Source organism: Kitasatospora sp. NPDC101108, from assembly GCF_055584725.1.
Genome location: NZ_JBVJLM010000011.1, coordinates 161,494 through 173,620, shown reverse-complemented (window position 1 = coordinate 173,620; position 12,127 = coordinate 161,494). Strand labels below are relative to the sequence as shown.

The following is a 12,127-nucleotide window of genomic DNA, read 5'->3' as shown; positions in this document are numbered from 1 at the left end:
CGTCCCGCCCCGCGCGGTCGCGCGCGGCGGCTTCCCTCAGGGGCGCCGCCAGGTCTCCGGGTCGGCCGCCGACTGGTCTCCGGTGACCAGGTCCTTGACCTCGTGCTCCCGGCCGTCGCCGAGCGGCGGGAACCAGACGTACGGGATGCCCTTGCGGGAGGCGTAGCGCACCTGCTTCGCCACCTTGTCGGGCTGGTGGTAGAGCTCCACCTTCAGGCCGCGCCGGCGCAGCAGCCCGGCGGTCGCCGCAGCCGCGGAAGCGCGCTCGCCGTCCTCCGGGAGCACCATCAGCAGGTCGCTCGGGCAGGTCGGACCGGTGGGCAGCAGCCCCTCGGCCAGGAGCTTGGCGAAGATCCGGGTCAGCCCGATGGACATGCCGATGCCGGGCAGGTTCCGGCGGATGAAGGAGCCGGCCAGGTTCTCGTAGCGGCCGCCGGAGCAGATGCTGCCGTAGCCCGGCCAGTCGGTGAACTTGCCCTCGTAGACCGTACCGGTGTAGTAGTCCAGGCCGCGGGCGATGGACAGGTCCGCCACCAGGCTCCCGGTCGGCAGGTCGCTCAACGAGTCCAGCACGAAGGCCAGTTCGTCCAGCCCCTCGGACAGCAGCTCCGAGCGGACGCCGATGCCGGTGATGTCCTCGACCACGGACGCGTCGGTGCCGCGCAGGCCCGCGAGCTCCATGCACGCCCCGACCTGTCGGTCCGTCAGCCCGACCTTCCGGGAGAGCAGCTCGCTCACCCCGGACACGCCGATCTTGTCGAGCTTGTCGACGGTCCGGATCACCTCCAGCGGGTCGTCCACGCCCAGGCCCTGGTAGAAGCCCTGCAGGACCTTCCGGTTGTTGACGTTGATGGTCCACGCCGGGAGGTCGAGCTCGGTCATCACCTCGTGGATGATCCGGGGCAGCTCGGCGTCGAAGTGCAGCGGCACCCGGTCGACGTTGATGACGTCGATGTCGCACTGGGTGAACTCGCGGAAGCGGCCCTCCTGGGCGCGCTCGCCCCGCCAGACCCGCTGGATCTGGTAGCGCTTGAACGGGAACACGAGGTCGTTGAAGTGCTGGGCGACGTAGCGCGCGAACGGCACCGTCAGGTCGAAGTGCAGGCCCAGCTTGGCGTCCGACGCGTCGTTCGGATCCTCCTGGAGGCGGCGCAGCGTGTAGACCTCCTGCGAGGTCTCGCCCTTGGCCATCAGTACGTCGAGGGATTCCACGGACGGGGTCTCGACGGAGCAGAAGCCGTACCGCTCGAAGCCCGCCCGGATGACGTCGAGCCAATGCTGCTCGACGAGCCGCACCTCAGGGAGCCACTCGGGAAATCCACTGATGGCCGCCGGTCGGACAACCTGCTGGTCGGTCATGTGCGCTGCTCTCTCCTCGACACCTGGGAGGGCCCGGCGGCGCTGATGCCGCGTCAACTGGCCCTGCTGCATGGACCAGATCATGGTACGTGCAAGCCCGGCCCCGGTTCATCGCCTTTGTCCCGGACGGCCGCTCCCGGCGACGGGCCGCCGCCCCGGTCCGTCAGCGCGCCGCCAGGTACCGCAGGGCCGACTCCGCCGCGTGGAAGCCGGCCATCCCGTGCACCCCCGCGCCCGGCGGGGTCGCGGCGGAGCACAGGTACACGCCGGGCACCCCGGTCGCGTACGGGTCCACCGCGGGGCGGGGCCGCAGCAGCAGCTGGCCCACGGAGTTGGCGCCCCCCACGATGTCCCCGCCGACCTGGTTGGCGTTGTCCGTCGCCAGCCGCTCCACCGTCCGGACGGACCGGGCGCGCACCCGCGCCCGGAACCCGGGGGCGAACCGCTCGATCTGGTCGAGGACCGCTTCGGTGGCGTCGCCCCGGTAGCCGTGCGGGACGTGGGCGTACGCGTAGACCGGGTGCAGGTCGCCGGCCGAGCGGGACGGGTCGGCCAGGTACTGCTGGCCGACCAGCACGAACGGCCGACCGGGCATCCTGCCGCGCACGGTCGCCTCCTCGGCGGCCGCGATCTCCTCGAAGGTGCCGCCGAGGTGGACCGTCCCCGCCGAGCGGCAGTGCTCGTTGGTCCACGGAACGCCGCCCTCGACCGCCAGGTCCACCTTGAACGCCGCCGGCCCGTACCGGTACCGGCGGTAGGCGCGCGCGGTCCGCCGCGGCAGCCGGTCGCCGAGGATCCGGGCGGCGGCGTGCGGGCCGACATCGAGCAGCACCAGGTCCGGCCGGTCGAGCTGGTCGAGGTCGGCGACCTCCACGCCCGTCTCCACGGTGCCGCCGAGCCGCCCGAGCAGCCGCGCCATCGCGGTGGTGACCGCCTGCGAGCCGCCCTCGGCCACCGGCCAGCCGTGGGCGTGGCCGGCGGCGGTCAGCAGGAGGCCGACGGCACTGCTGAACGGCGTGCGGAGCGAGCTGAACGCGTGGGCCGCCACGCCCCCGAACAGCGCCCGGGCCTGCTCGCCGCGCCACCACCGCGCGGTCCAGGACGCGGGCAGCACGGCCCGGGCGCCGAACCCGGCGAAGGCCAGCGGTGCGGCCGGGACCTGGAGCGGGGGCCCGAGGACGTCCTCGGCGAGCCGGTCGAAACGCCGGGACATCGGGCCGAACACCCGCCGCCACGCCCGGCCGTCGGCCCGCGGCAGGTCAGCGGCCGTCCGGTCCACGTCGCGCCACAGCACCCCTGCGGCCCCCGAGTCCAGCGGGTGCGCCAGCTCCGCGCTCGGCCACCGCCAGCACAGCCCGTACGCCTCCAGTCCCAGCGTTCGCAGGAACGGGGAGGCGACACCGGTGGGGTGGATCGCGGAGCAGTCGTCGTGGAGCAGCCCGGGCAGCGTCCGCTCACCGGACCGGGTACCGCCCCCGATCGTGCCCCGCGCCTCCAACACCCGCACCGTCACGCCCCGCTGGGCGAGCCGGATCGCCGCGGCGAGCCCGTTGGGCCCGCTGCCGACCACCACAGCCCTCGTCATCGCCGCCACTCCCCGTCCCGCGCCGGTCGGCGCTTCCCCCCCAACGGCACCTTAGCCCGACTCTGTGTCGGTGCTCTTGGACGATCGGGCTCAAGTGCCATGGCTTCGCCAGGCCTTCGGCCGGGGGGCGTCGTTCGGTTCGGACGTGGACACTGGAGCTGGTGCAGCGGGGGGCGGTCGAGGTACTGGGCGTCCATCGCGCGGGTACCGGCCCTTGAAGTCCTCGTCGCGCCACAGCCCGTCCAGCTGGTCTCCGAGCTAGTAGGTGCCCCACCGCCGGTCGGTGGACACGACCTCGCGGCCGAGCGGCATCAGCGAGATCGGGATCATCTTGAGGTTGGCCCAGCCGAACGGGATCCCGATGATCGACAGGAACAGCGGGATGCTGGTCAGCAGGTGCGCGAGCGCCAGCCACCACCCGGCGAAGACGACCCAGATCACGTTGCCGATGCAGGACGCCGCCCCGGCGTCCCGGCGCTCGACGGTGGTCCGCCCGAACGGCCACAGTATGAAGCCGGCGATCCGGAACGACGCGATCCCGAACGGGATGGTCACGATCAGCACGCAGCAGATGATGCCGGCGATGGCGTACCCGATGGCCATCCAAATGCCACAGAAAATCAACCAGATGACATTGAGAACGAAGTCGATGACCTTCATGGGGCGTACCTTCTCATGTTCGACGGACTCACAGCTACGACCGTGCCTTGCCCGCGGCCGGGCGTGTCCACTCCCCTAGGGGACGCTCGTCAGGGATCGATTCGGGTTGCGGGCGAGGGTAGAGCTTCTGGGCCGATCGGCCGGGTGAGGTAGTGGTCACGCACCTTGTCGGTGACGAGCGAACGAAGGATCGGCTGGAGAACGGGCGCATCCGGGATGGCGTCCCACGTGGCAAAAGGCCACCACCGGCCGTGCGCGGCCAGCAGCATCCGCTCACCGTGCTCGACCTCGCCGCGAGTCGCGTACCACCCCGCCATCCAGAGGCAGACGGAGTACTGCTCGGGCTCATCTCCCGTGTCGGTGAGCAGTTGGTGCGCCCGCCCGAAGTCGTTGGTCTCGGACAGCGCCTCCCACACCAGCCGTCGCTGCGACCTGTCGAGTTCCTGGTGGTTCCGCTCGATGAGCCCCGCCCCGATGACGCCGTCCAGCGGGCGAACTGCACCACCCCAGTCGCTGTGGCACGGAAGAAGGGGTTCGACGCCCTGCCGGGGCAGTTCCTGGGAGAGCCATTCGAGGTCCCTCCGCAGGTAGCGGCCGTCGGGGATTCGCTCGACGCAGGCAGCCAGCCGGGGCGCAGCCGGCTCATCCGCGTAGAGCTGGCCCGCGAGAAGCGCCGACCGGAAGGGAGTGGACTGATCGCACAGCTCTCCTCCGAGCGGGCCATCGCGCTCGATCAAACTCTGCGTCAGATCGGCGGCCCGGGCGAACTCTCCCGTCCAGAAGAGGATCTGCACCGCCGCGGCCGCGGCCTCCCACACCGGCCCCCGAGCCCCGCCCTTCCTGGACGCGATCTCCAGCAGATACGGAAGGTCGGCAAGGAAGTTGCCCTTCCTGGCGTGGGAAATGATTTTTTCGCTCTTGTTCATAGCCACCTCCAGCTTTGCCCAGAAGTCTGACCGCGACAAATCTCGGAAGCGGCTCGGTCACGGAGGGGCCGGGTCAGTGGGCGTCGCGGCAGGGGGCGGTCGGGGTGCAGAGGGTGAGGGTGAGCGGCTTGCCGGTCGCTGGGATGCGGTAGTGGTAGGCGGCGAAGGTGACGAGGTCGCCGATGCCGAGGTCGACGGTGAGGTGGTGGACGGGGCTGACGAGGTGGTCGGGGTCGCCGGTGACCTGGATGTCGTCGACCCGGCCGCGGTAGGCGGTGAAGGCGTAGGAGTCGACGCCCGGCGTGGTGTCGGCGGGCATGGGGGTGCGCGCGACGAGATCCTCGACGGGGGAGAACCAGATGGTCGTGGGTGTCTCGCCCCGGTGGTTGATGACGGCGTAGCAGACGTCGAGGTGGTCGACCAGCCAGAAGGCGACCGCCCGGTTCCGGCCGTCGGTGTCGAGGACCGCGAGGGTCGGCAGCGTGGGCTTCGGGCACCGGGGTGGGGTGTTGAGCCCGGCGACGAGGTCCACGATCCACTGGGCGGACGACGGGGCGGGTTCGGGGTTGAGCACCGGGGGCCGGAACGCGCCGGAGTCGACGACCGGCTCGCACCCGGTAGCCGCGGTCAGCGCCGCCAGCAGCGCCAGCGTCGAGCAGAGCACGCCGAAGCCGCGTCTCATCGTGCCTCCCCCCACCCCCGGAACAACGGGTGTGCCTCAGGATGCTCTCCGCTCCGGGCGGCGACAAGACTCGGGGCGCGGGCAGGGCTTCGGGCGCGGGCAGGGCTTCGGGCGCGGGCAGGGCTTCGGGCACGGCAGGGCTTCGGGCACGCAAGGGCTCCGGGCGCGGTCGGCGCCCGGAGCCCGGTGGTGTCAGGCCCGGCGCGGGAGGTAGGCCAGACCGTGGGCGCCCGCCTCGGTGCGCTTGGGGACGGTGAGGCGGCTGACGGGGGTCAGGGTCGTGAGGTCGACGACGTCCACGGTGGAGGAGACGACGGAGGAGACGTAGCCGAAGCGGCCGTCGGGGGAGGAGGTGATGGTCAGCGGGAACCGGCCCACCTCGACGGAGCCGAGCGGCCGGTGGGTGGCGGCGGAGAAGACGGTCAGCCGGCCGGGGGCCTGGTGGCCGAGGGGTGAGTCGGTGCCGGGGGTGGCGCTGATCCCGCCCGTCAGCAGTCGGCCGGTGGAGGTCAGGTGGACCGGGATGACGGGGGACCCGGTGGGCAGCACCTCGACCACGGAGCCGCTACGGGTGTCGATGACGTGGATGCCGGGCTCGGCGTCCGGCTTCCCGGCGAAGCCGAGGTAGGGCGCGGCCACGTACACCCGGGCGCCGTCGGGGGAGACGGCGAGGCCCTCGCTGCCGGGGACCTCCACCTTGGCGGTCAGCACGCCGCGACCGAGGTCCACCACGGAGACGAACGGCGCCTCCTTGTTGGTGGCGTAACCGGTGCGCCCGTCCGGGGAGATGGCGAACCAGTGCGGGCCGGGGGCGTCGGTGTCGATCCGGCCCAGCGGGCGGCGGGTCGTGAGGTCGATGACCACCACCCCGCCCGGGCGGTCCGCCGAGGTCTCGACGCTGACGTAGAGCCGGTCGCGGTCGAGGTCCAGCGCCAGCCCGTGCGGGCCGTGCTCGGGGGCCAGGTCGATCACCTCGACGATCCGGCGGGTGTCGGCGTCGATGACGGTCAGCTTGGTGCTGCGGCCGCTGTGGGCGTGGTAGTAGCCGGAGTGGTAGGCGGTGGTGCACCAGAGCAGGCGTCGGGTCGGGTCGAAGCACAACTCGTGCGGCTCGGCGGCGACTTCGAGGGTGTCGAGCAGGGCGTCGGTGGCGGCGTCGAAGAACGAGACGGTCGCGCCGCTCTGGCTGACGACGGCGAGGACGTCGCCGGTGAGGTGGGAACGCAGGTCGTTCGGCACGTGGGCTCCTGAAAGTGATGACGTGTCGCGGGAACGGTTCGGACGGTTCCACTCTCCGCACCCCGCAGCGGCCGAACAATGCAAGGATTGGCACGGGATCATTGACCACAGCGCAAAACCGCAGTTCAGGAGCCATGAATGGACCTCAACCTGCTACGGGCCCTGGACGCCCTGCTCCAGGAGAACAGCGTCACCCGGGCCGCCGAGCGGCTCGGCACCTCACCGGCGGCGGTGAGCCGGACGCTCGCCCGGCTGCGCCGGGCCGTCGGCGACCCGTTGCTGGTGCGGGCCGGGCAGGGCCTGGTGCCGACCCCGCGGGCGCTCGAACTGCGTGAGGAGGTCGCGGACCTGCTGCGCGGCTGCGAGAACCTGCTGCGCCCCGGCGCGGGCTTCGACCCGGCGCACCTGGAGCGGACCTTCACCGTGCAGGCCGGTGACGCCGTGCTGGTCCGGGTGGCCGGCCCGCTGACCGAACGGATCCGCGCCGAGGCGCCCGGCGTGGACGTGGTGTTCCTGCCCGAGGCCATGGAGGGCGGACCGGCACTGCGCCAGGGCGTGGTGGACGTCGAGGTGGGCGTGCTCGGGCAGTTGGATCCGGAGGTCCGCACCCGGCCCCTGGTCACCGCGCCGGTGGTGGGCGTGGCGCGCAGCGGTCACCCGCTGTTCGAGGGGCGGATCACCGCCCGGCGGTTCGCCGCCGCCGACCACATCGGGGTCTCCCGGCGGGGCCGGCGGCACGGGCCGATCGACACCGCGCTGGCCGAACGCGGGCTGCGCCGCCGGGTCGCGGTGGTGGTGCCCAGCCACACCGGCGCGATGCTGCTGGCCGGGGGCAGCGACCTGGTGACCCTCGGCCCGGGGGACTGGCTGCCGCGGACCTTCGAGGCGTTGGGCCTGCGGACCTTTCCGATCCCGCTCGAACTCCCGCCGCTGGAGCTGGGAATGGCCTGGCACCCGCGCAACTCGGCCGATCCGGGCCAGCGTTGGTTCCGTACGCACCTGGCGGCGGCGGTGCGGCAGGTGTAGGGGCACCTTCGCAGGGGTCCCGGCAGGCGTAGGGGCCCGGCCGTGTCGTTGTCCTCGGGCTTCTCCGGCCTGATCCGGGCGGGACGCGGTCCGGCGTACGCGGAGCCCCAGGTCGGTGGTCGGGGGTGGCTCGGGATACCCTGTGGGGGTAAATGGCGGAGCGAGGCGGTCGCGGGAGGCGGGGCATGGCGCAGGAGCGGCCGTGTGGTTCGCCGGTGGCGCGGCTGCTGCTGCTCGCGGCGCTGCTGTTCGGGATCGTGACGATGCACACGCTGGGCCACCCGGGCAGTGGGCACGGCGGGCACAGCGGGCACGGTCCGCGGCAGATAGCCGCGCAGGGGGTGGCCGGGTACCACCCGGTGGCCGGGCACCACCCGGTGGCCGGACACCACCCGGTGGCCGGCGGGACCGCGCACGCAGTGGTGGACCCCGCCGCTGCCGACGCCATGGACCCGATGGCGGTCTGCCTTGCCGTGCTGGCCGGTTGGACGCTGGTGCTCCTGGTCGCCGGTCAGCTGGTGCGCCGCAGTGGGGACGCCGCCGCCGAGGTGCGGGCGCGGCTGCTGCGGGCGGTTCGGGCGCTGCCGCCGCCCGGGGGCGGCCGGATACTCCTCAGCAGACTCTCGGTGCTGCGTCAGTAGGCGCGCGTCCGCCGTCCCGTGCCCGGGTGCACGGAACGGCCGACGCGATGTCCCGCACGCCCACACCACTGCACGAGGTGCACTCCGTCATGCGCACACCCACCCGTCGTACCGTTCTGGCCTCCGCGCTCGCCGCCGCCGGGACCGGACTGATCGCCGCCTGCTCCGGCTCGGGCTCCGACCCGGACTCGATGAAGGGCATGGACCACGGCGCCATGAACCACGGGCCGACCGGCCCGGCCGCCGCGCCCACCGGCTTCGTCGCCCCGAACGGCCCCGAGGTCTCGGCCGCCGAGGCGAAGCGCAAGCCCGGCCCCGAGCGCAAGGTCGCGCTCACCGCCACCGAGACCACCCTCGACCTCGGCGGACGGACCGTCCGCAGCTGGGCGTACGGCGACCGCCTGCCCGGCCAGGAGGTCCGCGCCACCCTCGGCGACACGCTCGCCGTCACCCTCGCCAACCACCTGCCGCAGCCCACCTCGCTGCACTGGCACGGCCTCGCCCTGCGCAACGACATGGACGGCGTGCCGGGGGTGACCCAGGAGCCGGTCAGGCCCGGCGCCTCCTTCGACTACCGCTTCGCGCTCTCCCACCCCGGCACCTACTGGTTCCACCCGCACTCCGGCGTCCAGCAGGACCGCGGCCTGTACGCGCCGCTGATCGTCGAGGACCCGAAGGAGCCGCTGCGCTACGACAAGGAGTGGGTCGTCGTCCTGGACGACTGGGTGGACGGGGTCGACGGCAGCACCCCGGACGCCGTGCTCGCCGAACTCGCCAAGGGCATGGGCGGGATGGACCACTCGTCGCACGGCATGCCCGGGATGGACATGGGAGGCGGCACGGCCACCCCGGCCACCGGCCCGTCCAGGATGCTGATGGGCGCGGTGAGTCCGCTGCTGGGCGGCGACGCGGGCGACGTCTCCTACCCCTTCCACCTGGTCAACGGCCGCCTGCCGAGCGCCCCCGAGACCTTCGCCGCCAAGCCCGGCGACCGGATCCGGATCCGGCTGATCAACGCGGGGGGTGACACCGCCTACCGGGTCGCCCTCGGCGGCCACGAGCTGACCGTCACCCACACGGACGGCTTCCCGGTCGAACAGGCCACCACCCAGGCGCTGTTGCTCGGCATGGGCGAGCGTTACGACGTGCTGGTCACCGTCAAGGACGGCGTCTTCCCGCTGACCGCCCTCGCCGAGGGCAAGAACGCCACCGCGCTGGCCCTGCTGCGCACCGGCGGCGGCGCCGCGCCCGACGCCGCGGTGCGCCCGGCCGAGCTGGACGGCCGGCTGCTGACCGCCGGGCAGCTGAAGGCCGACCCGAGCGTCCGGCTGCCCGCCAAGGCGCCGGACCGCACGGTCGGACTGGAGCTCACCGGCGGCATGGCGAAGGCCGACTGGGCGTTCAACGGCCGCACCTACGACCCGGCGCAGCGCTACCCGGTCGCGGCGGGCGAGCGGGTGCGGCTGGAGTTCCGCAACAGCACGAGCATGTGGCACCCCGTCCACCTGCACGGGCACAGCTTCGCGCTGGGCGCCGACGGCCCGCGCAAGGACACCGCGATCGTGCTGCCGGGCACGACCCTGGCGGTCGACTTCGACGCCGACAACCCGGGGCTGTGGATGGTGCACTGCCACAACGTGTACCACTCGGAGACCGGCATGATGACCGTTCTCGGTTACCAGGCGTAACCCCGTCCGGGATCCGAGACGCCGGGGCGGCGGAGCGCACCCCCGCCCCGGCACCGGCCCCCGCGCGGAGGCCCGCCCGATGCCCGCGCGGAGCCCGCCCGGTGCCCGTCGGGTGCCTGTGCGGAGCCCGTCCGATGCCCCGCCGCACCGTGCCACCCACCCCGACCTGCGGATCCATGACGTTTTCTTAACGCGGGCCGATGACGTGACCTTAACGGCCGTCGCATAGCCTGGCGCACTGCCGTCGCCCGACGGCGCTTTTACGGGGTCTTGAACAAGAGGTGCAAGGTGGTTTCGTCGGGTTCGACGGAGACGACGACGGAGGACCCGTCGTCGGCGCGAATACGGCTCCGCAGTTGGCTCCTGGAGGACATGTCGCCGGAGCGAGCCGCCGCGAAGAAGGCCGAGGCCGAGCGGGCGCGGCAGGACGGTGAGGAGCCGGGGGACTCCGCCGACCTCGGTCACGCTGCGCACACGGGTCAGCAGTGGTGGCGCGTGATGTGCCTGACCGGTCTGGACTACTTCTCGACGCTCGGCTACCAGCCGGGCATCGCCGCCCTCGCGGCCGGCCTGCTGTCGCCGATCGCCACGATCGTGCTGGTGCTCGTCACCCTGCTGGGCGCGCTGCCGGTCTACCGGCGGGTCGCCCAGGAGAGCCCGCGCGGCGAGGGCTCGATCGCGATGCTGGAGCGGCTGCTGTCGTTCTGGAAGGGCAAGCTGTTCGTCCTCGCCCTGCTCGGCTTCGCGGCGACGGACTTCATCATCACGATCACGCTCTCGGCCGCCGACGCCAGCGCGCACCTGGTCGAGAACCCGCACCTGACGGGCGTCCTCGGCGGCAAGCAGATGCTGATCACGCTGATCCTGGTCGCCCTGCTCGGTGCGGTCTTCCTCAAGGGCTTCAGCGAGGCGATCGGCCTGGCCGTGGGCCTGGTCGGGGTCTACCTGGCGCTCAACGTGGTGGTCGTCGCGGTCGGCATCTGGAAGATCATCCAGGCGCCGCACGTGGTCACCGACTGGTCCAACGCGCTGACCACCCAGCACGGCAACATCTTCGTGATGATCGGCGTCTCGCTCGTCGTCTTCCCGAAGCTCGCGCTGGGCATGTCCGGCTTCGAGACCGGTGTCGCCGTGATGCCGCACATCAAGGGCGACGCGGGCGACACCGAGGCGAACCCGGTCGGCCGGATCCGCGGCACCCGCAAGCTGCTCACCACCGCCGCCGTGATCATGAGCACGTTCCTGATCGCGACCAGCTTCATCTGCACCCTGCTCATCCCGGCCAATGAGTTCGAGAGCGGCGGCCAGGCCAACGGCCGCGCCCTGGCCTACCTCGCCCACCAGTACCTGGGCGGCGGCTTCGGCAGCGTCTACGACCTGTCGACCATCGCCATCCTGTGGTTCGCCGGCGCCTCCGCCATGGCGGGCATGCTCAACCTGCTGCCCCGCTACCTGCCGCGCTACGGCATGGCCCCGCACTGGGCCCGCGCCGTGCGCCCGATGGTGATCGTCCTGACCGTCGTCGGCTTCCTGATCACCTGGCTGTTCGACGCCGACGTCGACGCCCAGGGCGGCGCGTACGCGACCGGTGTGCTGGTGCTGATCAGCTCGGCGGCCATCGCCGTCACCATCGCCGCCTACAAGAAGCGCCAGCGCGGCTGGACCATCGGCTTCGGGATCATCGCGGCGGTCTTCCTGTACACCACCGTGCTGAACACCATGGAGCGTCCGGACGGCGTCAAGATCGGTGCCTGCTTCATCGCCGGCATCATCCTGGTCTCGCTGCTCTCCCGCCTGAAGCGCGCCTTCGAGCTGCGCGTCACGGACGTCGTGCTGGACGAGACGGCCGAGCGCTTCATCCGCGACTACGCCCACCGGCCGCTGCGCCTGATCGCCAACGAGCCGACCAACCGGGACGTCGCCGAGTACCGCGACAAGATCCGGCAGATCCGCGCCGACAACGACATCCCCGGCGAGGACGACCTGGTCTTCGTCGAGGTGACGGTCCGGGACGCCTCGGACTTCGAGTCCGAGCTGACCGTGCGCGGCGAGGTGCTGCACGGCCGGTACCGGGTGCTCACCCTGGAGAGCTCCAGCATCCCGAACGCGATCGCCGCCCTGGCGCTCACCGTCCGGGACCGCACCGGGCAGCGGCCGCACCTGTACTTCGAGTGGACCGAGGGCAACCCCTTCGCCCAGTTCCTGCGGTTCTTCCTGTTCGGGCAGGGCGAGGTCGCCCCGGTCACCCGCGAGGTGCTGCGGGAGGCGGAGCCGGACCGTACCAAGCGCCCGCGCGTGCACGTCGGCTGACCGGAGTCCGG

The 12,127-nt window shown here is 72.4% G+C and carries 10 protein-coding genes; 4 read left to right on the top strand and 6 right to left on the bottom strand.

The genetic code is table 11. The features are described from left to right. Positions 1–36: 36 nt before the first annotated feature. The 6 genes from hisS to ACZ6Z8_RS24000 all read right to left on the bottom strand — a co-directional run bounded on the left by hisS (position 37) and on the right by ACZ6Z8_RS24000 (position 6,451). Positions 37–1,359, bottom strand: coding sequence for a histidine--tRNA ligase (gene hisS, locus ACZ6Z8_RS24025; RefSeq protein ID WP_402816542.1), 1,323 nt, complete (start codon positions 1,357–1,359; stop codon positions 37–39). A gap of 163 nt (positions 1,360–1,522) precedes the next feature. Next, the gene (locus ACZ6Z8_RS24020; RefSeq protein WP_465612124.1) at positions 1,523–2,944 is read right to left on the bottom strand and encodes a phytoene desaturase family protein; all 1,422 of its coding nucleotides are present in this window, start codon (positions 2,942–2,944) and stop codon (positions 1,523–1,525) included. Positions 2,945–3,202: 258 nt separating this feature from the next. Then, positions 3,203–3,604: a YccF domain-containing protein gene (locus tag ACZ6Z8_RS24015; protein ID WP_465612123.1), complete on the bottom strand. Its 402-nt coding sequence runs from the start codon at positions 3,602–3,604 to the stop codon at positions 3,203–3,205. 89 nt (positions 3,605–3,693) lie between these two features. Next, positions 3,694–4,530 carry a hypothetical protein gene (locus ACZ6Z8_RS24010; protein ID WP_465612122.1) on the bottom strand — a complete coding sequence of 279 codons (837 nt, stop codon included), beginning with the start codon at positions 4,528–4,530 and terminating at the stop codon, positions 3,694–3,696. 73 nt (positions 4,531–4,603) lie between these two features. Then, positions 4,604–5,212: a hypothetical protein gene (locus ACZ6Z8_RS24005; protein WP_465612121.1), complete on the bottom strand. Its 609-nt coding sequence runs from the start codon at positions 5,210–5,212 to the stop codon at positions 4,604–4,606. 192 nt (positions 5,213–5,404) lie between these two features. Beyond that, positions 5,405–6,451, bottom strand: coding sequence for a YncE family protein (locus ACZ6Z8_RS24000; protein ID WP_465612120.1), 1,047 nt, complete (start codon positions 6,449–6,451; stop codon positions 5,405–5,407). 138 nt (positions 6,452–6,589) lie between these two features. Between ACZ6Z8_RS24000 and ACZ6Z8_RS23995 the strand changes: the two genes are divergently transcribed. The 4 genes from ACZ6Z8_RS23995 (at position 6,590) to ACZ6Z8_RS23980 (ending at position 12,116) form a co-directional block, all read left to right on the top strand. Further along, positions 6,590–7,477, top strand: coding sequence for a LysR family transcriptional regulator (locus ACZ6Z8_RS23995; protein ID WP_465612119.1), 888 nt, complete (start codon positions 6,590–6,592; stop codon positions 7,475–7,477). A 185-nt stretch (positions 7,478–7,662) separates the two neighbouring features. Continuing rightward, positions 7,663–8,118: a hypothetical protein gene (locus ACZ6Z8_RS23990; RefSeq protein ID WP_465612118.1), complete on the top strand. Its 456-nt coding sequence runs from the start codon at positions 7,663–7,665 to the stop codon at positions 8,116–8,118. Between the two features lie 89 nt (positions 8,119–8,207). Beyond that, positions 8,208–9,806 carry a multicopper oxidase family protein gene (locus ACZ6Z8_RS23985; protein WP_465612117.1) on the top strand — a complete coding sequence of 533 codons (1,599 nt, stop codon included), beginning with the start codon at positions 8,208–8,210 and terminating at the stop codon, positions 9,804–9,806. Between the two features lie 372 nt (positions 9,807–10,178). Further along, complete coding sequence (locus tag ACZ6Z8_RS23980) at positions 10,179–12,116, top strand: APC family permease (RefSeq protein WP_465612116.1); 1,938 nt, start codon at positions 10,179–10,181, stop codon at positions 12,114–12,116. Positions 12,117–12,127: the final 11 nt, after the last annotated feature.